The organism is Massilia sp. Se16.2.3 (assembly GCF_014171595.1).
In the GTDB taxonomy this organism is placed as follows: Bacteria; Pseudomonadota; Gammaproteobacteria; order Burkholderiales; family Burkholderiaceae_D; genus Telluria.
In genome coordinates this window covers 4,140,843-4,159,316 of the sequence record NZ_CP050451.1, presented here as the reverse complement: position 1 = coordinate 4,159,316, position 18,474 = coordinate 4,140,843, and the positions used below count along the sequence as shown (strand labels likewise).

The 18,474-nt window shown below is 68.4% G+C and carries 19 protein-coding genes and 4 pseudogenes; 16 read left to right on the top strand and 7 right to left on the bottom strand.

Annotation, left to right across the window (positions count from 1 at the left end):
- Positions 1 to 80 precede the first annotated feature (80 nt).
- The 5 genes and pseudogenes from G4G31_RS18950 to G4G31_RS26850 form a co-directional block, all read right to left on the bottom strand.
- On the bottom strand, positions 81 to 1,922 hold the full coding sequence (locus G4G31_RS18950) for a hypothetical protein (RefSeq protein WP_182988934.1): 1,842 nt from the start codon (positions 1,920 to 1,922) through the stop codon (positions 81 to 83).
- 519 nt (positions 1,923 to 2,441) lie between these two features.
- On the bottom strand, positions 2,442 to 3,413 hold the full coding sequence (locus tag G4G31_RS18945) for a sigma-54-dependent Fis family transcriptional regulator (RefSeq protein WP_229425111.1): 972 nt from the start codon (positions 3,411 to 3,413) through the stop codon (positions 2,442 to 2,444).
- Between the two features lie 70 nt (positions 3,414 to 3,483).
- Positions 3,484 to 3,765 (bottom strand): annotated as a pseudogene (locus tag G4G31_RS26855) (hypothetical protein); the annotation flags it as partial.
- Between the two features lie 175 nt (positions 3,766 to 3,940).
- Complete coding sequence (locus G4G31_RS18940; RefSeq protein WP_229425110.1) at positions 3,941 to 4,804, bottom strand: hypothetical protein; 864 nt, start codon at positions 4,802 to 4,804, stop codon at positions 3,941 to 3,943.
- The gene (locus G4G31_RS26850) at positions 4,792 to 5,172 is read right to left on the bottom strand and encodes a metal-dependent hydrolase (RefSeq protein ID WP_229425109.1); all 381 of its coding nucleotides are present in this window, start codon (positions 5,170 to 5,172) and stop codon (positions 4,792 to 4,794) included. The genes G4G31_RS18940 and G4G31_RS26850 overlap by 13 nt, the downstream gene beginning before the upstream one ends.
- 625 nt (positions 5,173 to 5,797) lie before the next feature.
- Here G4G31_RS26850 and hemN point away from each other — a divergent pair.
- The 4 genes and pseudogenes from hemN to G4G31_RS28605 form a co-directional block, all read left to right on the top strand.
- Positions 5,798 to 7,249, top strand: a complete 1,452-nt coding sequence (gene hemN / locus G4G31_RS18935; RefSeq protein ID WP_182988933.1) for an oxygen-independent coproporphyrinogen III oxidase — start codon at positions 5,798 to 5,800, stop codon at positions 7,247 to 7,249.
- A gap of 5 nt (positions 7,250 to 7,254) precedes the next feature.
- Positions 7,255 to 7,566: pseudogene (locus G4G31_RS28615) on the top strand (sulfite exporter TauE/SafE family protein); the annotation flags it as partial.
- A 61-nt stretch (positions 7,567 to 7,627) separates the two neighbouring features.
- Positions 7,628 to 8,008, top strand: coding sequence for a sulfite exporter TauE/SafE family protein (locus G4G31_RS28610; RefSeq protein ID WP_308622180.1), 381 nt, complete (start codon positions 7,628 to 7,630; stop codon positions 8,006 to 8,008).
- Positions 8,009 to 8,011: 3 nt separating this feature from the next.
- Positions 8,012 to 8,149 (top strand): annotated as a pseudogene (locus G4G31_RS28605) (heavy metal translocating P-type ATPase metal-binding domain-containing protein); the annotation flags it as partial.
- A 38-nt stretch (positions 8,150 to 8,187) separates the two neighbouring features.
- Here G4G31_RS28605 and G4G31_RS26840 read toward each other — a convergent pair.
- Positions 8,188 to 8,352 (bottom strand): hypothetical protein, encoded by a 165-nt coding sequence (locus G4G31_RS26840; protein ID WP_229425701.1) that lies wholly within the window; start codon positions 8,350 to 8,352, stop codon positions 8,188 to 8,190.
- Between G4G31_RS26840 and G4G31_RS26835 the strand changes: the two genes are divergently transcribed.
- The 3 genes from G4G31_RS26835 to ccoS all read left to right on the top strand — a co-directional run bounded on the left by G4G31_RS26835 (position 8,276) and on the right by ccoS (position 10,546).
- Positions 8,276 to 8,536: a hypothetical protein gene (locus tag G4G31_RS26835; protein ID WP_229425639.1), complete on the top strand. Its 261-nt coding sequence runs from the start codon at positions 8,276 to 8,278 to the stop codon at positions 8,534 to 8,536. The genes G4G31_RS26840 and G4G31_RS26835 overlap by 77 nt on opposite strands.
- 175 nt (positions 8,537 to 8,711) lie before the next feature.
- Positions 8,712 to 10,418, top strand: a complete 1,707-nt coding sequence (locus tag G4G31_RS18925) for a cation-translocating P-type ATPase (protein ID WP_229425108.1) — start codon at positions 8,712 to 8,714, stop codon at positions 10,416 to 10,418.
- Complete coding sequence (gene ccoS / locus G4G31_RS18920; protein WP_182988932.1) at positions 10,397 to 10,546, top strand: cbb3-type cytochrome oxidase assembly protein CcoS; 150 nt, start codon at positions 10,397 to 10,399, stop codon at positions 10,544 to 10,546. The genes G4G31_RS18925 and ccoS overlap by 22 nt, the downstream gene beginning before the upstream one ends.
- A gap of 46 nt (positions 10,547 to 10,592) precedes the next feature.
- Here ccoS and G4G31_RS18915 read toward each other — a convergent pair whose 3' ends face one another.
- Positions 10,593 to 10,991, bottom strand: a complete 399-nt coding sequence (locus G4G31_RS18915; RefSeq protein ID WP_182988931.1) for a TraR/DksA family transcriptional regulator — start codon at positions 10,989 to 10,991, stop codon at positions 10,593 to 10,595.
- A gap of 226 nt (positions 10,992 to 11,217) precedes the next feature.
- Here G4G31_RS18915 and ccoN point away from each other — a divergent pair, with 226 nt between their 5' ends.
- The 9 genes and pseudogenes from ccoN (at position 11,218) to G4G31_RS18880 (ending at position 18,358) form a co-directional block, all read left to right on the top strand.
- The gene (gene ccoN, locus G4G31_RS18910; protein ID WP_182988930.1) at positions 11,218 to 12,675 is read left to right on the top strand and encodes a cytochrome-c oxidase, cbb3-type subunit I; all 1,458 of its coding nucleotides are present in this window, start codon (positions 11,218 to 11,220) and stop codon (positions 12,673 to 12,675) included.
- A gap of 16 nt (positions 12,676 to 12,691) precedes the next feature.
- Positions 12,692 to 13,309, top strand: coding sequence for a cytochrome-c oxidase, cbb3-type subunit II (ccoO, locus tag G4G31_RS18905; protein WP_182988929.1), 618 nt, complete (start codon positions 12,692 to 12,694; stop codon positions 13,307 to 13,309).
- A 10-nt stretch (positions 13,310 to 13,319) separates the two neighbouring features.
- Positions 13,320 to 13,484: a CcoQ/FixQ family Cbb3-type cytochrome c oxidase assembly chaperone gene (locus G4G31_RS18900; RefSeq protein ID WP_182988928.1), complete on the top strand. Its 165-nt coding sequence runs from the start codon at positions 13,320 to 13,322 to the stop codon at positions 13,482 to 13,484.
- Positions 13,477 to 14,460 (top strand): cytochrome-c oxidase, cbb3-type subunit III, encoded by a 984-nt coding sequence (gene ccoP / locus G4G31_RS18895; protein WP_182988927.1) that lies wholly within the window; start codon positions 13,477 to 13,479, stop codon positions 14,458 to 14,460. Before G4G31_RS18900 ends, ccoP begins: the two co-directional genes overlap by 8 nt.
- Positions 14,457 to 15,852: pseudogene (ccoG, locus tag G4G31_RS18890) on the top strand (cytochrome c oxidase accessory protein CcoG). The gene ccoP and the pseudogene ccoG overlap by 4 nt, the downstream one beginning before the upstream one ends.
- A gap of 8 nt (positions 15,853 to 15,860) precedes the next feature.
- Complete coding sequence (locus G4G31_RS18885) at positions 15,861 to 16,403, top strand: FixH family protein (protein ID WP_182988926.1); 543 nt, start codon at positions 15,861 to 15,863, stop codon at positions 16,401 to 16,403.
- 110 nt (positions 16,404 to 16,513) lie between these two features.
- Positions 16,514 to 16,849: a hypothetical protein gene (locus tag G4G31_RS26830; protein ID WP_229425107.1), complete on the top strand. Its 336-nt coding sequence runs from the start codon at positions 16,514 to 16,516 to the stop codon at positions 16,847 to 16,849.
- A gap of 4 nt (positions 16,850 to 16,853) precedes the next feature.
- Positions 16,854 to 17,210 carry a DUF885 family protein gene (locus tag G4G31_RS27730; protein WP_267873631.1) on the top strand — a complete coding sequence of 119 codons (357 nt, stop codon included), beginning with the start codon at positions 16,854 to 16,856 and terminating at the stop codon, positions 17,208 to 17,210.
- Entirely contained in the window at positions 17,201 to 18,358 is a 1,158-nt protein-coding gene (locus tag G4G31_RS18880; protein WP_267873630.1) for a DUF885 family protein, read from the top strand. Before G4G31_RS27730 ends, G4G31_RS18880 begins: the two co-directional genes overlap by 10 nt.
- Positions 18,359 to 18,474 lie beyond the last annotated feature (116 nt).

The following is an 18,474-nucleotide window of genomic DNA, read 5'->3' as shown; positions in this document are numbered from 1 at the left end:
CCGATACTGCTTATCGCGCAATGCGCGAGCAATGCGCGAACGGCGCACTGCCCATCCGTAGAAGGGCAGTGCGCTGGCGCTTACGGGCCGACGGCCAGGTTGCTCTGGACGTTGACGCTCTGCTGGACAAGGGAGGAGAAGCCGTTGTTCTGGCTCAGTACCGTGACACCGGCGGCCGACTGGCCGACGCTGCTCATGGTGTTCGACATGTCGAAGGTGCCCGCGCTGACAGTCTGGGTGCCGCCGGCGCCGCCGGTGGCCGTGCCGCCTGCCCCGCCGGTGCCGGTGCCCGCCGTGTTGGCGCCGGACGCGCCGCCCATGCCGCCGGTGCCGGTGCCGCCAGTGCCGCCTGCGCCGCCGTTACCGGCCGTCGCCGCGCCCGAGGTGGTCGAACCGTTGGTGGCGCTGCCCGAGGTAGCCGCGCCGCCCGAGGAGCCTGCACCGCCCGTGTTCGAGGCCAGGCCGGTCGAGCCGCCTGCGCCGCCGGCGCCCGCCGCCGCACCGGCGCCACCCGTGCTGGTGCCGGCCGTGGCCGACCCGCCCGCGCCGCCCGTGCCGCTGGTGCCGCTGCCGGCTGCGCCGCCGGTGCTGGTCAATGCCGCGCCCGCCCCGCCGGTGCCGCCCGTGGCGGTGCCGCCGGCCGCGCCCGCGCCAGCGCTGGCCGTGGCCGTCGCGCCCGAGCCCGCCGTGCCGCCGGCCCCGCCAGCCGCACCCGCGCCGCCCGTACCGCCAGCCGCGCCGGCGCCGCCGGCGCCGCCGGTGCCCGTGCCCGCGGTCGCGGTGTTGCTGCCGCCAGTCACGGTGCCGCCCGTGCTGGTCGAGGTGCCGCCGTCGGCCGCGCCGCTGGCGCCGCCGCCGGCATCCGGGGTGCTTGCGCCGCCGGCCCCGCTGCTGGCCATGTTGCCGCTGCCGGTAGCCCCCGCACCGCTCGAATCGCCGCTGGAGGTCGCGCCGCCCACGGTCGCCACGCCGCCGGCCGCGCCGCTGCCGCCGGTCCCGCCCATGCCACCCATGCCGCCGGCGGCGCCATCGGCGCCATTGCCGCCGTTGCCTCCGGTGGCGGCCCCGGTCGAACCACCCATGCCGCCATTGCCGGCGGCCACGCGGCCGGCGTTGCCGCCATTGCCGCCTTCATTGCCCATTGCGTTGCCGCCCATGCCGCCGCTACCGGCACCGCTCGCACCGCCGGCGCCGCCCATGCCGCCGCCGGCGTTGCCGCTGGAGCCACCCGCACCGCCACTGCCGCCCGATCCGCCCGAGGCACCCGAGCCGCTCGCGGCGTTCGATGCCAGGCCGCCGGCGCCGCCAGCGCCTGCCGTCGCCGTGCCGGCCATGGCGTTGCCGGTGCTGGCGCTGCCGGTCGTCGCATTGCCACCGGTCGAGCCGGAAGCCGCCGTGCCGCCAGTGCCGGTGGCGCCGCTGCCACCATTGCCCATGGCGCCGCCGCCCGTGCCCGTCGCGCCGGCGCCGCCGGTGGCGCCGCCGCCGTTGGCGTTACCGAAGTTGTTGGCGACGTTACCGATGTTGCTGATTGCATTGCCGGTGACGGTGCCCTGCAGCGAGCTGGTCGCCGTGGCGCTCGAGGTGTTGAACGAGTTCGCGAAGTTCGAGGTCGCCGTGCCGCCGTTGTTGGCAGCCGCGGCCCCCATCTCGCTGGCCATGGCCGAACCGGTGCTGCGGTTCTGCCCGGAATTGTCGCGCGTCGACGAATCGTTGTTGCGGTTCGAATTGTCGTCCGTGCTGGTCGTCGTCGTCGTGACCGTCGAGTTGTCATCCATGCTGGCGCTGCCGCCATTGGCGTTCGCGCCGCCGCCGCTCTGGGTCACGGTGGTCGAGGAATCGGTGGTCGGGTCCGTCGTCTGGGCCTGGGCATTCAGGCCGAAAGCGAGCGACAGGGCGGTAACGAGCAAGGTCTTGTTCATGCAAATTCCCCTAGGGTGTGTGGTTGAGTTCGGACTGGCAGTCGTACCAGTTGAACCCCTTTATGCAAATCCGATGCCACCCCTGAAGATTCATTCCCAAATAATTGAATTCAAAGCACAAATCTCCTGAGAAACCGCATATTTGCGAAAAGACATTGTTGGTAGGAATTTAATGTTTTATGGCTGAGCCGAAAGTGGAGCAGTTGTGTAGCAGCGTTGGAGGAGACGGGCCGGACAGCTTCTTGTAGGATTTTGCTTGCCAACAGATCGGGATACAGCCTACATGCGGGCGAGCCGCCCGTCACCTGCGTTGCGCTGCCTCGGGCGGCGGTAATGAAGCGCGCACGCCAGGGCGAATGTGTGGCAGAGCTGCCGGTGTACAACGCGGCCGTGGATGCGCGTGACATGGCTGGCGGGGACGACCGCGCCGGCAGCCGTCCACCGGCGCGGGGAGGGGGGACGGACGTGGGAAGGGCAGGCAGCGGCAGGGCGCCGCCGCAGCGTGTGACGGCAGGTGGATCAGGAACGCATGCCGTGCTTGGCCAGCAGGCGGTACATCGTTGTGCGCGAAACACCGAGGTCGCGCGCGGCGCGGCTCACGTTCTGGCCGCTGCGGTCGAGGCAGGCACGGATGGCCAGGCGTTCCGAGCTGCAGCGGGCGTCGTCCAGTTTCGCCTCGATCGGCGGCGAGGGCATGACCAGGTCGAGGTCGTCCGGCTCGATCCATTTGCCGTCGGCCATGACCATGGCACGGCGCACGCGGTTGATCAGTTCGCGTACATTGCCGGGCCAGGCGTGGGCGGCAATGGCCGCCAGGGCGCGGCTGGAAAAGCCTTTCAGGTGCGGCGAGCGGTCGGCCGCGTGCAGGTGGAAGAAGTGCTCGGCCAGTTCGACCAGGTCGTCGCGCCGCTCGCGCAGCGAGGGCACCGTGACGGGCAGTACCGACAGCCGGTAGTACAGGTCTTCGCGGAAGTCGCCGCGCGCCACCGCCTGCTGCAGGTTCACGTGAGAGGCGGAAATGACGCGCACGTCGACCGGAATGGCGCGCGTGGCACCCAGGCGGCTGATCGTTTTGTCCTGCAGGAAGCGCAGCAGGTTCGCCTGCAAGTCTTTCGGCAGGTCGCCGATCTCGTCGAGAAACAGGGTACCGCCGTTGGCCGATTCGATCAGGCCGACCTTGTCGCGCGCCGCGCCGGTAAAGGCGCCGCGTTCATAGCCGAAGAGTTCGGAGTGGATCAGGTTGGGTGGAATGGCGCCGCAGTTGATCGGCACCAGCGGACCGGCCGCGCGCGTCGACTGGCGGTGAATGGCCTGGGCCGTCAATTCCTTGCCGCTGCCGCTCTCGCCCCAGATCAGGACCGGCGCGTCGACCTTGGCCACGCGCTCGACCTGGCTGCGCAGGCGCGCCATTGCCGCGCAGCTGCCGATCAGGGTCGAGGGTGCGGTGCCGGGGCGCGGGCGCGGCCTGCGCAACAAGGCGTGGCCGTACACGTGCCCCGGGGGTATGGGCCAGGCGGCGGGTGTCGAGCGGGGCGGTGTGGTAGTCGCAGAGGTAGTCGGCGACGAGTTCGCGGCAGCTGGCTGCGGCCAGCGTGTCCCGGCCGACCACGCCGACCCATTGCACATGGCTGTGCTGGCGCAGGAAACGGTCGACCTCGCCGTGGGGCCACGCACCGATGACATGGTCCAGCACCCCGGCAAGATAGGCATCCTCGCGCAGTGCGCAGCGGGCTTCCTCGAAACTGCCGACACTGCGGATCTGCCACCCCGGCATTTCAGCGCACAGCACCTCGGCCGCGCCATGACCATCGGGTGAGATACAGAGCAATCGTTTCGAGACCATCCATTCCCTCCCCGGGTTGCAATAAGGCGCAAGCGGTCTCTCGCGTGCCGGTCCGCCGCAATGTGTGTAACTCCAGGTAAGCATACTGGATTATCTGTTTCGCATGCCCGACGGTTGAAACGGCCGTGTGCCGTTACCAACTCGACAATGTGCGGGACTTGACCTCGCGGCGCGGCTAGGGCAGGCCGAGAAGATCGGCGCGCGGATAGCCCCACTTCGGCAGGGGAGCCGGGCAGGGCTTGCCGGCCTGCGCTGCATAGGGCAGAGTCGAGAAGTTCCGGGCGCCCGGCAGGCCGTAGCGCAGGTCGGTCGCGCTACCGTTGGTGAGCACTGGCGCCCGCGCAAAGCGCAGCCAGGCATCGATCCGGCAATCGCGCTCGCGCAGGACGCGCAGCCCCGCCACCGAGCCGTGGGTTTCCACGGCCCAGGCGATGCCCTGCGGTACATCCGCCGCGCCCGCGCTCACGTACACGCCGGCAATCTTCGCCGGGCATGCCGACGGCGCGACCCAGCGCGGTGCCAGGCTGAGCACGCCGCGGCGCAGGCGGTAGCCGCCGAGGTCGTCACGGGTGACGGCGACGGTCCCCCAGCACAGCGGATTGGTGGGGAAGGCCGACAGCGGCAGGTCGAGAATATGCACGGACGCATCGTCGCGGCGCAGCGCGGCGCTCAGCTGGTCGCGCGCAAGCCCGGCCAGCGTCCCCTGCAGCAATACGAAACCGAAGCACAGCGCCACGCCTGCAATCAGCGCCGCCCGCTCGCCTGCGCGCCGCGTCAGCCACTGCGACAGCGCCCAGGCCAGCGCCAGCCCGAGCAGGGAACCAGGCTGCAGGAAGCCGAACACGGTGAACAGCACGGGCGCCGCCAGCAGCAGGCCAAGCAGGAGGCGCCGCCATCCGGCATGGGCGACCTGCGCCGCCAGCGGCGTACCCAACGCCAGCCAGAACAGCGGCTCGACAATGAACACCATGTCGCCGTAATACCAGTGCGTATCGAAGGGCGCGAAGGGATGCACGCCGTACACGTTCAGCGCATCCATGCCCGGTGCAGCAGCAGGCCGATGACGATCGTCGCCCCCAGCCCGCACCGCGCCGCCGAACTGCCCCGCAGCAGCGCGCGCGCATTCGCCCAGAACAGCCAGAGGCCGGCCAGGAGCAGCAGGGCCTGGGGCAGGGCGTAGAGCAGGGTGTGGGTGTGGCCGCGATGGTGCAGCAGGTAGCCGAACGGATCAGGCAGCAGCGGCGTCAGGACCAGGTCGAGGTCGGGGAAATTGCTGGCCAGCGCGCCGCAGCTCAACAGCAGGCGTCGCCGCGTGCTGGCGCGTGCCGGGTCGGCTTCGGTCGGCAGTACGCGGTGGGCCAGTTCGCCCAGCGCCAGGCCGACGAGGGAGTGGGTAAGATTGTCCATGCGGCAATATTATCATTGATGAGACCGCAGAAACCCGGAGGATGCCGCTCACGCCGGCGAGCACGTGGCGCTTGAACACAGCAGGGAACGGCCGGCCGATCAGTCGTTGTCGTTGGCGGACGCGTCGTATTTCCGGTTCATCGACCCGCGCCCCTCGGTATCGGTCGCCCTTTCGAGCAGTGACCCGGCACCGAAGTACTCGGAACTTCCTTGACGATGCCGACACCACCTGCCAGGAAATGCGTCAGGGTTTCCTTTGTCGGCGGAACGGGCTTTCCTTCCCAGGTACCGGCGATCGTGTATTCCTGCTTCAGGATCAAGGTGCGAAATTTTGCTGCCGGAACGACAGTGCTTGTAAAGCCGACCACCGTGCTCACGCCTGACATTTTCGCTACGAGCCCACCACATTTCGATGTCATCTGCGTGGAAAATGTCTGACCCTGTCCGCACCTGGCCGGGCAGGATGAAAATTTGTGTTTCGAGCATGAGCCCTGGCACCCCCCGGCTAGCTGGCCCCTCTGCGATTTTTGATGCAAGTCAAGGATTTTGCTGTCGAGCATCAATAGACTTCCCTCATCGAGTCGAGCCGCAGCCCGCGGCACGGCAGGCAGCAGGAGTCGTCCAGATGTTTCATCCCTCCATCAGCACCCCGCGCGGCGCCGCGGTCATCCCGATCGCCCAGGCGGTTGCCCCTGCGGTCGATTTCGACGCCGACCTGATCGCGCGTCTGGGCAAGAACGGTCCGCGCTATACCTCCTATCCCACCGCAGACCGTTTCGACGAAACCTTCAACTACCGCGACTACCTGCACGCGGTGGCCGCGGTGCGCACCCGCGGCGCGGCGCGGCCGCTCTCGCTCTACCTGCACATCCCGTTCTGCGATACGGTCTGCTACTACTGCGCCTGCAACAAGATCGTCACCAGAAACCGCGAGAAGGCGGCGACTTACCTCGGCTACCTGAAGCGCGAAATCGCCATGCAGGGCGCGCTGTTCGCCGGGATGAACGAGGTCGAACAGCTGCACTTTGGCGGCGGCACGCCCACTTATCTTTCGGACGAGCAGATGGGCGAGCTGATGGCGCACCTGCGCCGCAACTTCAGGTTCGCGCCCGATGAGGTGGGCGAGTATTCGATCGAGGTCGACCCGCGCACGGTCTCGAGGGAGCGCGTACACAGCCTGCGCGCCCAGGGCTTCAACCGCATCAGCCTGGGCGTGCAGGACTTCGACCCCGACGTACAGAAAGCCGTCAACCGCGTCCAGCCGGAAGCCGAGACGCGCGCCATCATCGCCGCCGCGCGCGAAGCCGGCTTTCGCTCGATCAGCATCGACCTGATCTACGGCCTGCCGAAGCAGAGTCTGGTCACGATGGCGGCGACCATCGACAAGGTCATCGATGCCAGTCCCGACCGCATCTCGATCTACCACTACGCCCACCTGCCGCATGTGTTCAAGCCGCAGCGCCGTATCCTGGAAGCGGACATGCCGTCATCTGGCGACAAGCTGGCCATGCTGGCGCTGTGCATCGAGCGCCTGGGCGCGGCCGGTTATGTCTACATCGGCATGGACCATTTCGCCAAGCCCGACGACGACCTCGCCGTGGCCCAGCGCCAGGGTCGCCTGCACCGTAACTTTCAGGGCTATTCGACCCATGCCGACAGCGACCTGGTGTCCTGCGGCGTCTCGGCCATCGGCGCCGTCGGCGCCACCTACAGCCAGAACGCCAAGACGCTGGAGGCCTATTACGAAGCCCTGGAGAACAACGAGCTGCCGGTGGCGCGCGGCATCGCGCTCGGCATGGACGATCTCCTGCGGCGTGCGATCATCCAGAAGCTGATGTGCCAGTTCGAGCTGTCGATCTCCGCCATCGAACAGGCTTTCCCGGTCAGCTTCGACAAGTACTTCGCCGCCGAGCTGGCGCGGCTGCGCGAACTGGCGGCCGATGGCCTGGTCACCCTGGACGGCGACTGGATCTCGGTCACGCTGCGCGGCCGCCTCCTGATCCGCAACGTCTGCATGGTGTTCGACCGCTACCTCGGGCAGCCGATGGCGATGCCACGCTATTCGCGCACCGTCTGACCCGCATGAACATCCATCCCTTGCCGCTGTTCCTGGTCGGCCTGCTCGGCAGCGTGCACTGTGCCGGCATGTGCGGCGGCATCGTCGGCGCGCTGTCGCTGGCACCGCCGCGTGCCCGCACGGGCGTCATCACGCTGCATCCGACGCGCAGCGCGGGAGCCGGCGTGCACGTCGCTGCCTACAACGGCGGGCGCATCGCCAGCTACATGACGGCCGGCGCGCTGGCGGGCGGACTGGCGCAGGGCGCGGCGACCATGACGGCGCTGCCGGCCGCGCAGGCTGCCGCCTGCTGGCTCGCCAACCTGATGCTGGTTGCGCTCGGCCTGCACCTGATGGGGGCATGGAGCGGCGTCGCCCGCATCGAGCGGGTAGGGGCAGCTGCTATGGCGCCACCTGCGCCCCGGGCTGGCGCGCATCGGCCCGCCCGACACGCCGGCGCGCATGTTCGCCGCCGGTGCCCTGTGGGGCTGGCTGCCCTGCGCAATGGTCTACAGCGCGCTGGTCACGGCAATGCTGAGCGGCTCGGCCGGCGCCGGCGCGCTGACGATGCTGGCCTTCGGGCTGGGGACGCTGCCGATGATGCTGGCGCTGGGCCTGGCCGGTGTGCGCCTGCGCGCCTGGCTGCGCCTTCTACCTGTGCGCATCGCCTGCGGTGCGGGCGTGCTCGCCTTCGGCCTCCTTGGGCTGGCACGCGCCGCCGGCGGCTTGCCGGCCAGCTGGCTGCAGGTGATCTGCGTCGCGCCGGGAATGGCACCATGAGGGATGGCACCGTCTCAAGCCGCGACTGCTTCCACTGCGGCCTTCCGCTGGCGGGGGGAGCGCCAGTGGACGGCCCGCATCGCAGGCAGCGAACGCGCGATGTGCTGTCCCGGCTGCGCAGCGGCCGCGCAGGCCATCGTCGATGCCGGTTGCGCCGATTATTACGACAGCCGCAGCAGCTACGGCGCGACGGTGACCGATGCGCCCGAGCTGGCGCTGGTCGACGCCGCCGGCAACCCGGGCGAGGGCAGTTTCACGGTCGAGGGCATCCGCTGCGCCGCCTGCGTCTGGCTGATCGAGCGCCGCGTGCAGGCGCTGCCGGGCGTGCTGGAAGTGCTGCTCAACGTCAGCAGCGAGCGCCTGGGGTGCGCTGGAACCCGGCGCTGTGCAAGGTCAGCGACCTGCTGCGCACCTTGCACGCGATCGGCTACCGCGCCTATCCCTACGACGCGCAGCGCCACGGCGAGCAGCTCGAACGGGCCCGCCGCAAGCTGTTTCGCCAGCTGTTCATCGCCGGCCTGGCGATGATGCAGGTGATGATGTACGCCGTCCCCGTCTACATGGTCACGGACGGCACCATGGACGCCGACATGACGGCGTTGATGGGCTGGGCCTCGCTGCTGCTGACGCTCCCGGCCGTGCTGTATTCGGCCCAGCCGTTTTCGCCGGCGCCTGGCGCGACCTGCGCCGCGGCCTGCCCGGCATGGACGTGCCGGTCGCCCCGGGCATCGCCGCGGCGTTCGGCGGCAGCACGCTTGCCCTCGTGCGCGGGGAGGGTGCGCTGTATTTCGATTCGGTGACGATGTTCGTCTTCCTGCTGCTCGCCAGCCGCTACCTCGAGCTGAGCGCGCGCCGCCGCGCGGCTTCGGCGCTCGAAGCATTGCAGGCCGGCCTGCCGGCCTCGAGCCGGCGCATGGCGCGCTATCCGATCGAGCGCGCGATCGAGGTCGTGGCAGCAAGCAGCCTGGTACCCGGCGACATCGTGCTGGTGGCGGCGGGCGAGCAGGTGCCGGCCGACGGCGTCATCGTCGAGGGCGAGACCGAGGTCGACTTCTCGCTGCTCACGGGCGAAAGCCGCACACGGTGCATGGCCCCGGGCGACAAGCTGGCCGGCGGCGCCGTCAACGTGGCCCGGGCACTGGTCATGCGCGTGGAGGCGGCGGCGCGCGAGAGCACGCTGGCCCTGCTGGTGCGCCTGGCCGAGAAGGCCGGGCAGGGCAAACCTGCGCTGGCGCTGTGGGCCGACCGCGCGGCCGCCTGGTCGGTCGCGGCCCTGCTGGTGCTGACGGTGCTCGTGTTCGCCACCTGGCAGCTGATCGATCCGGCGCGTGCCTGGCCGGCGGCGATCGCGGTGCTGGTCGTCACCTGTCCCTGCGCGCTGTCGCTGGCCATGCCCACGGCCCTGGCCGCGGCCCATGATGGCCTGCTGCGGCGCGGCGTACTGGCAGTCGGCGGGCATGCGCTGGAAACCCCGGAGCGCGCCACCCATGTCGTGTTCGACAAGACGGGTACCCTGACGCTGGGCCGCCCGTGGCTGGACAGGACCCGTCTGCTTGGAACGCTGGACGAGCCGGCCGTGCTGCGCCTGGCCGCGGCGCTGGAAGCGGGCAACGCCCATCCGCTGGCGCTGGCCATCCGTGCCAATGTTCCCGCGACGGGCGCATTGCAGGCGCAGGACTTGCACTACACAGTCGGGCGGGGCATCGAAGGAAAAAGTCGCGCAGCGGCGCTACCGCATCGGCAGCGCGGCCTTTGTCGGCGCGCTGGCGGGCAGCGCAGCCCCTTCCGGCGGGGAGGCACACGGCGGCGTGGTCTGGCTGGGCTCGGAGAGCTGCTGGCTGGCGCGCTTCGACATCGTCGACGCGCTGCGCCCCCCGAGGCGGCCGAGGTGGTGCGACGCTTCGAGGCGGCCGGCAAGATGGTTGTCCTGCTCAGTGGCGACGAGCCGGGCACCGTGGGGGCCATCGCCGCACGGCTGGGAATACGGGACGCGGTTGGCGGCCAGCTGCCCGAACAGAAGCTGGCCCATGTGCGGCGCCTGCAGGAATCCGGCGCCATCGTGGCGATGGTGGGCGACGGGATCAACGACGCCGCCGTGCTGCGCGGTGCCGACGTCTCGTTCGCAATGGGTGGCGGGGCCGCGCTGGCGCAACTCAATGCCGATTGCGTGCTGCTCGGCGAGGGCCTGCTGCCGCTCGGCGATGCGGCCGACACGGCCAGGCGCACCCTGCGCGTCGTGCGCCAGAACCTGGCCTGGGCCAGCGTCTACAACCTGGTGGCGATACCGCTTGCGGCCACCGGCCTGCTCAACCCCCTGGCTGTCCGGCATCGGCATGGCCGCCAGTTCCGCCATCGTCGTGCTCAACGCCCTCAGGTTAAGGAAGTGACATGGAAGCCCTGTACCTCTTGATTCCCCTGAGCCTGATGCTGGTCGCCCTGGCGATCTGGGTGTTCTTCGGCGCCGCCGACAGCGGCCAGTTCGAGGACCTCGAAGGCCCGGCGCTGCGCATCCTGCGCGACGACGACGCGCCAGAGTGAGCGCCTGACCGCGGCGGGCCGGCGTCGTGACCGCGCCAGCCGGGTCTTACATCGTCGGTCCGCGTCCCGTGTGGTTTTCCTTCTCGATCCGCTCCTGGCAAGCGATGCAGGTCTGTACCGTGGGCGTGGCGAGCAGGCGTTCTTCGGGAATGTCGCAGCCGCAGGAGGTGCAGACCCCATAGCCGCCGGACTCGAGGCGGCCGATGGCGGCGTCGATCTCGTGCAGCAGGGCGGTTTCGTGGTCGGCGAAATGCTGTTCGTCGTGGGCCGTCATTTCGGCTTCGGGGGAATCGTCGCCTGTCACCATGTGGGCGCCGGGGCCGATCTGGGGTGGTGCGCTACCGTCCGTATCGGTGCGGGACCGTACCGCGGCGAGCGTGGATTCGCGGCTTTGCTGCAGGCGTTTGGCGACTTCTTCGTGGAGCGATTGCGAGATAGGCGGCATAAGTTCTTCCTGTCAGTCCGTTGAGTGTGGTGGCTGCTGATCACAAGCCTTGATGTTCCTCAGACGCTTCAACTCCATACCCTGAGTGAAGTCAGTACAACACGCAGCCGACGATCTCCTTCGTAGCCCCGAGGACACTGAAAATTTTGATTCACATCAAGGATTTTTAAGGTCCGGAAAACTACTCTCCTGCTGTCAACTCAGCAAATCCCATCAGGAGAGCATCTTGGACAGCAGTCTAAACTACAACTACAAGATCGTGCGCCAGTTTGCCATCGCCACGGTCGTGTGGGGCGTCATCGGCATGGCCGCCGGCGTCTTCATCGCAGCCCAGCTGGCCTGGCCCGCGCTCAACTTCGACACCGCGTGGCTCAGCTACGGCCGGTTGCGGCCGCTGCACACCAACGCCGTCATCTTCGCCTTCGGCATCTGCGGCCTGTTCGCCACGTCCTACTACGTGGTGCAGCGTACCTGCCAGGTGCGGCTGTTCTCCGATCGCCTGGCCAGCTTCACCTTCTGGGGCTGGCAGGCGGTGCTGGTGGCGGCCGCCATCACGCTGCCGATGGGCTTCACGCGAGGCAAGGAGTACGCCGAGCTGGAGTGGCCGATTGCCATCCTCATCACCGTCGTCTGGGTCGCGTACGCCGTGGTCTTCTTCGGCACGATCGTCAAGCGCCGCGTCCAGCACATCTACGTGGCCAACTGGTTTTTCGGCGGCTACATCATCGCCGTCGCGGTGCTGCACGTCGTCAACGGCGCCGTGATTCCGGTCTCCGCCTTCAAGTCCTATCCGGTCTACGCCGGTGTGCAGGACGCGATGATCCAGTGGTGGTACGGCCATAACGCGGTCGGCTTCATCCTCACCGCCGGCTACCTCGGCATGGTGTACTACTTCATCCCGAAACAGGCCGAGCGTCCGGTGTATTCGTACCGGCTGTCGATCGTGCACTTCTGGGCGCTGATCTTCACCTACATGTGGGCCGGTCCCCACCACCTGCACTACACGGCGCTGCCCGACTGGACCCAGTCGCTCGGCATGGTGTTCTCGCTGATCCTGCTGGCGCCTTCCTGGGGCGGCATGATCAATGGCGTGATGACCCTGTCGGGCGCCTGGCACAAGCTGCGCTCGGACCCGATCCTGAAATTCCTGATCGTCTCGCTGTCCTTCTACGGCATGGCCACCTTCGAGGGCCCGATGATGTCGATCAAGACCATCAATTCGCTCTCGCACTACACCGACTGGACCATCGCCCACGTGCACGCCGGCGCCCTCGGCTGGGTCGGTTTCATCACGATGGGCTCGATCTACTACCTGATCCCGCGCCTGGCCGGGAAAAATCGGATGTGGAGCCTGCAACTGGTCGAAGCGCATTTCTGGGTGGCGACCATCGGCATCGTCCTCTACATCGCCTCGATGTGGATCGCCGGCGTGATGCAGGGCCTGATGTGGCGCGCCGTGAATCCGGACGGCACCCTGACCTACACCTTTGCCGAAAGCGTGAAAGCCACCTATCCCTACTACGCGATCCGCTTCACCGGCGGCTTCCTCTACCTGTCGGGCATGCTGATGATGGCCTTCAACAGCTGGAAGACGCTGGCCGGCACGGTCAACGTCGACGCGCGCATCCCGCAACCGAACGCACGGCGCGGCACGGCCACGGGCCCTGTGCCGCAACACGCCTGAACCCGGAGCTACCCACATGAAAAACTTTTCCCACGAATGGATCGAAAAGAATCCCTGGCTCCTGATCGGCCTGGTGATCCTGGTGATCTCCTTTGGCGGCCTGGTCGAGATCGTGCCGCTGTTCTTCCAGAAATCGACCACCGAGCCGGTGGCGGGCTTGAAACCGTATTCACCGCTGCGCCTGGCCGGCCGCGACATCTACATCCGCGAAGGCTGCTACAACTGCCACTCGCAGATGATCCGCCCCTTCCGCGCCGAGACCGAGCGCTATGGCCACTATTCGGTGGCCGGCGAATTCGTCTACGACCACCCCTTCCAGTGGGGCAGCAAGCGCACCGGTCCCGACCTGGCGCGCGTGGGCGGGCGCTACAGCGACGAATGGCACCGCACCCACCTCGACAACCCGCGCGACCTGGTGCCCGAATCGAACATGCCCAGCTACCCGTGGCTGGCGAAGACGGCCCTGGTGCCGCGCGAGATCGTCCCGAAAATGCGCGCGATGCAAACCCTGGGCGTGCCCTACGCCGAGGAGGAGATCCGCAACGCCCCCGCCGAACTGGCGGACAAGACCGAGCAGGACGCGCTGATCGCCTACCTGCAGGGCCTGGGCACCCAGATCAAGACAAGGAATTGAAGGAACCGACATGGCTATCGAACGACTTTTTGACAGTGCCAGCAGCGTGATGACGGTGGTCTCGTTTGCCACCTTCATGGGCATCCTGCTGTGGACTTTCCTCCTCAAGCGCGCCGGCGACTTCGACGGCGCCGCCGCGCTGCCTTTCGCCGACGAGGAGAGCGAGCATGGCTGACTTCACGAGCGGCTTCTGGAACTGGTATATCGCGCTGATCACGATCGCCTCGATCGCCGGCTGCGCGATCCTGCTGTGGTCGCAATCGCGCTTTCGCGTCAAGCTTGATCCAGACGGCCAGCCCTTGACGACCACCGGCCACGTCTGGGACGAGGACCTGACCGAACTGAACACCCCGATGCCGCGCTGGTGGATGGGGCTGTTCTACCTGACGATCCTGTTCGCGATCGGCTACCTGGTGCTGTATCCCGGCCTGGGCAGCTATGCAGGAAAGCTCGGCTGGGCTTCCACGGGCGAATACAAGGCCGAACTGAAGCAGGCCGACCACGACTACGGCCCCCTGTTCGCGCGCTTTGCGGGCCAGGACATCAAGACGGTGGCCGCGGACCCGCAGGCACGCGCCATCGGCGAACGCATGTTCCTGAACTACTGCGCCCAGTGCCACGGGTCCGATGCGCGCGGCAACAAGGGTTACCCGAACCTGACCGACAACGACTGGCTGCATGGCGGCACGCCCGAGGTCATCAAGAAAACCATCATGGGCGGGCGCGTGGGCCAGATGCCGCCGATGGGTGCCGCCGTCGGCTCGGACAAGGACGTCGAAGCCGTTGCCCACTACGTACGCAACCTGTCGGGCCTGACCGCCGACCCCGTCAAGGTGGTGTTCGGCAAGCCCGGGTTCGCCGCCTGCGTGGCCTGCCACGGCGTGGAGGGCAAGGGCAACCAGGCGCTGGGCGCGCCCAACCTGGCGGACAAGGTCTGGCTATATGGCGGCACCGCCGAGACGGTGATGGAAACCATCCGCAAGGGCCGCACCAACACCATGCCGGCCTTCGGCGAGGTACTGGGCGAGGGCAAGGTGCACGTGCTGGCGGCCTATGTGTGGAGCCTGTCGAATACCGGCTCGGGCAGCGCGCAGGCGACCGGCGGCGGCACCGCGCTTGACACCACCGCGCAGCCCGAGGCCCAGCAATGAACACGCCACAGGAAGCGGTCATCAAGATGTATGCCGCGCGCGAGGAGATCTATCCGCGCGAAGTGAAGGGCCGCTATGCCACCCTGCGCTGGGCCTGCGTCTGGCTCACCCAGCTGCTGTTCTACGGGCTGCCCTGGCTGCAGTGGAACGGCCGCCAGGCGGTGCTGTTCGACCTCGGCACGCGCAAGTTCTACCTGTTCGGCCTGGTGCTGTGGCCGCAGGATTTCATCTACCTTGCCGGCCTGTTGATCATCTGCGCCTATGGCCTGTTCCTGGTGACCGCGGTGGCGGGGCGCGTCTGGTGCGGCTTCGCCTGCCCGCAGACCGTCTACACCGAGGTGTTCCTGTGGATCGAACGGCGCATCGAAGGCGCGCGCAGCGCCCGCATCCGGCTCGACCGCCAGCCCTGGACGTTCGGGAAAATCGCGAAGAAGGGCGCCAAGCACGGCGCCTGGCTGGGGGTGGCGCTGTGGACGGGATTTACCTTCGTCGGCTATTTCACGCCGGTGCGCGTGCTGCTGGGCGAATTCGCCTCCTGGACGGTCGGACCCTGGGAAGCCTTCTGGGTGCTGTTCTATGGCCTGGCGACCTACGGCAATGCCGGCTGGCTGCGCGAACAGGTGTGCAAGTACATGTGCCCTTATGCGCGCTTCCAGAGCGCGATGTTCGACAAGGACACGCTGATCGTCACCTACGACCGCCAGCGTGGCGAACCGCGCCGGCCGGGACCGCGCGTAGCCGGGATGGTGGACGGAAAGCCCGCCGGCGACTGCATCGACTGCACCCTCTGCGTGCAGGCCTGCCCGACCGGGATCGACATCCGCCAGGGCCTGCAGTACGAGTGCATCGGCTGCGCCGCCTGCATCGACGCCTGCGACAGCGTGATGGACCGTATCGGCACGCCGCGCGGCCTGATCCGCCATGCGACCGAGAACGCCCTGGCCAAGGGCTGGGGCAAGGCGCAGGTGAAGCGCCGCCTGGCGCGGCCGCGGGTCCTGGCCTACGGCGCCGTGCTGGCGCTGCTGGTGGCGGGAATGACGGCTTCGCTGGCGCTGCGCACGCCGCTGAAGGTGGACGTCATCCGCGACCGCGGCTCGATGGGACGCGAGCTCGATGACGGCCGCATCGAGAACGTCTACCGCCTGCAGCTGATGAATACCAGCGAGACGGCGCGCGCCGTTCGCCTGACGGTTGGCGGCCTGGAGGGCGCCGAAATCGCCGGTGCCGACGTCGTGTCGCTCGACGCGGCCAGCACGCGCGGGGGCGGCGGTACGGGTGCGCGCGGCCGCTCCCGCCGAGCGCGGCGCGCATCGCATCGTCTTCAACATCAGCGCGCTCGACAACCCCGCAGTCGCGGTGCGCGAGGAAGCGGCCTTTGTCGTGCCGCGCTAGGAATCATCATGTCGATCAACCCTTCCGCTTTTCCCCACGCACCGGTGGCGCCCTGGTATCGGCACCGCTGGCCCCGGTTCATCATGCTCGGTCCGGTGGCGGTGATGCTGGCCACCGCCGTCACCGTTTCGCTGGCCTTGCGCCAGCCGGAGGCGATGGTGGTCGACGATTACTACAAGCAGGGCAAGGCGATCAACCAGGACCTGCGGCGCGACCGCGTGGCGACCGCGTTGCAGCTGGCATTCGACGCCCGCTTCGATGCCGCTGCCGGCACGCTCGAAGGGCGCCTGGCCAGTTTCGGCAGGCCGATGCTGGCGCCGTTCCGGCTGCAGCTGGCACATCCGACCCAGCCCCGGAAGGATATCGCGCTGCAGGTGGTGCCCGGCCCCGACGGACGCTTCCTCGTGCGCCTGCCCGGGCTGGCGCCGACCCACTGGCAGGTCGTGGCCGAGGGCGAGGGACGGGGCTGGCGCCTGGCGCGCGGCTGGAACCCGGCCCGGCAGCCGGTCCTGCACATCGCCGCCGATGCGGTCCAGGGGGCACAGCACTGAGCAGCACCGGATATGGCGCATAGCAGCTGTAAAGACTGGGCATGCCGTCTCTTCCATGCTAGATTTTCGTCAAGGCAATTTGCCATAACGATCAAGGACAAGAGACATCCATGCCCGCTCACTCGCCGCGCAGCCCGCGCACCGCCATCGCTTCCCTGTTGATTTCGTTCGCCCTCGCTGCCGTTCTGCCCCAGGCGGCGCTTGCTGCGGCGGGCACTTCAGCCGCCGCCGGTGCAACGGCAAGCAAACCGAACGCCGCCTTCGACAAGTGGGCCGACAGCTTCGCCAACGACTGGGTGCGCGCCAATCCCCAGCTGGCGACGAGCACCCAGTACTTCAGCGGCGCCGAGCAGGACGCGCTCGACCGCCAGCTGACGCCGCAGACGCCGGCCCAGCGCAAGAAGGTGATCGCGCTGGCCAGGCAGGGCCTCGCGCGCCCTGGATAAGTGGATGGCCGGGCCGCTCGACGACACCCAGAAGGTCTCGGCGGCGGTGATGCGCTGGTCGCTGGAAAACACGGTCGCCAACGCGCCCTTCGAGGACCATGGCTTCGTGTTCCAGCAGTTCAGCGGCGCCCAGGTCAGCCTGGTCAACTTCATGACCCAGACCCACCCGCTGCGGCGCGCATCCGACGTCGACAGCTACCTGGCGCGCCTCGAGCAGGCAGGCACGCGCATGGACGAGGCGCTGGCGCGGGCCCGTGCCGCGACAAGCCGCGGCTTCATCCCGCCGCGCTTCATCCTCGAGCGCGCCCAGTTCCGGTATCCACCTTCCTCACGCCGGACGCGCGCCAGAACGTGCTGGTGACCTCGCTGGAAGCGCGCACCGCCGCCCTGAAGGACCTGACGCCCGAGGCGCGCGCCGCGGCGATCGCCCGCGCGACACGCATCGTCGAGCAGAAGATCCGCCCCGCCTACGTCCGCGTGCAGGACTACATGGCCGAGCTCAATCCGAAGACGGACGACCGGGCCGGCATCTCGCGCCTGCCGAACGGCGCCGCGGCCTACAAGCAGGCACTCGCCAGCTACACCAGTACGGGCCTCTCCGCCGAGGAAATCCACGCCATCGGCCTGCGCGAAGTGGCGCGCCTGGAAGCCGAAATGGACAAGCACCTGCGCGCCCTTGGGCTTGCCGATGGCGACATCGAGACGCGCCTGAAGGCCCTGGACGCGCGCTTCCAGCCCAAAGTCGAAGGTGACCCGCGTCCGGCCATCCTGGCGCAATATGCCGAGATGGTGAAGGATGCCGAAGCGCGCAGCAGCACGCTGTTCAACCTGAAGCCGCGCGCACCGGTCGAGGTGCGGCGCGAGCCGCCGCTGACGGAACCGTCGGCCGCGGCTCACTACACGCTGCCAGCGCCGGACGGCAGCCGCCCCGGCGTGTTCTGGGTGCCGCTGCGCGGGCCGATGTTCAATACGATCCGTATGCGCAGCCTTTCCTACCACGAGGCCGTTCCGGGCCACCACTTCCAGCTGGCGATCCAGCAGGAATTGCAGGGGATCCCGAAATACCGCAGCGCCCGCATCTTTAGCGGCGGCAGCGCCCACAGCGAAGGCTGGGCGCTGTACACCGAGCGGCTGGCGGTGGAGCAGGGCTGGTACAAGGACGACGTGCCGGGCCTGCTGGGCGCGCTCGGCTCCGAGCTGTTCCGCGCGCGCCGGCTGGTGGTCGACACCGGCCTGCACACCAAGGGGTGGACGCGCCAGCAGGCCGTCGACTACGGCATCAACGTCGAGGAAGTCGACCGCTACGTCGCCTGGCCTGGTCAGGCCACGGCCTACATGATCGGCATGCTGCGCATCGTCGAACTGCGCGAAAAGGCGAAGGCGGAACTGGGCAGCAAGTTTTCGCTGCCGGCCTTCCACGACATGGTGCTCGGCGCTGGTTCGGTGCCGCTGGACGTGCTCGGCCAGCTGGTGGACGGGTGGATCGCGAAGGAAAAAGCGAAGGCGTGAGCGCAGCGCGCATGTCCGTACGTTGCCGGGAGTAAAGCGCCAAACCGAGGGTGGACGGAGCCCCCGTCCACGCGTCCAACGCCCGCGTGATCATCTGCGGCGCGGCCGAACCGAGG

Excerpts from the sequence above, each read along its gene's own strand:
- G4G31_RS18950 (WP_182988934.1), bottom strand. The coding sequence starts at position 1,922 with ATGAACAAGACCTTGCTCGTTACCGCCCTGTCGCTCGCTTTCGGCCTG.
- G4G31_RS18940 (WP_229425110.1), bottom strand. The coding sequence starts at position 4,804 with ATGGATGCGCTGAACGTGTACGGCGTGCATCCCTTCGCGCCCTTCGAT.
- G4G31_RS26850 (WP_229425109.1), bottom strand. The coding sequence starts at position 5,172 with ATGGACAATCTTACCCACTCCCTCGTCGGCCTGGCGCTGGGCGAACTG.
- hemN (WP_182988933.1), top strand. The coding sequence starts at position 5,798 with ATGTTTCATCCCTCCATCAGCACCCCGCGCGGCGCCGCGGTCATCCCG.
- G4G31_RS18925 (WP_229425108.1), top strand. The coding sequence starts at position 8,712 with ATGGACGTGCCGGTCGCCCCGGGCATCGCCGCGGCGTTCGGCGGCAGC.
- ccoS (WP_182988932.1), top strand. The coding sequence starts at position 10,397 with ATGGAAGCCCTGTACCTCTTGATTCCCCTGAGCCTGATGCTGGTCGCC.
- G4G31_RS18915 (WP_182988931.1), bottom strand. The coding sequence starts at position 10,991 with ATGCCGCCTATCTCGCAATCGCTCCACGAAGAAGTCGCCAAACGCCTG.
- ccoO (WP_182988929.1), top strand. The coding sequence starts at position 12,692 with ATGAAAAACTTTTCCCACGAATGGATCGAAAAGAATCCCTGGCTCCTG.
- G4G31_RS18900 (WP_182988928.1), top strand. The coding sequence starts at position 13,320 with ATGGCTATCGAACGACTTTTTGACAGTGCCAGCAGCGTGATGACGGTG.
- ccoP (WP_182988927.1), top strand. The coding sequence starts at position 13,477 with ATGGCTGACTTCACGAGCGGCTTCTGGAACTGGTATATCGCGCTGATC.
- G4G31_RS18885 (WP_182988926.1), top strand. The coding sequence starts at position 15,861 with ATGTCGATCAACCCTTCCGCTTTTCCCCACGCACCGGTGGCGCCCTGG.
- G4G31_RS26830 (WP_229425107.1), top strand. The coding sequence starts at position 16,514 with ATGCCCGCTCACTCGCCGCGCAGCCCGCGCACCGCCATCGCTTCCCTG.
- G4G31_RS27730 (WP_267873631.1), top strand. The coding sequence starts at position 16,854 with ATGGCCGGGCCGCTCGACGACACCCAGAAGGTCTCGGCGGCGGTGATG.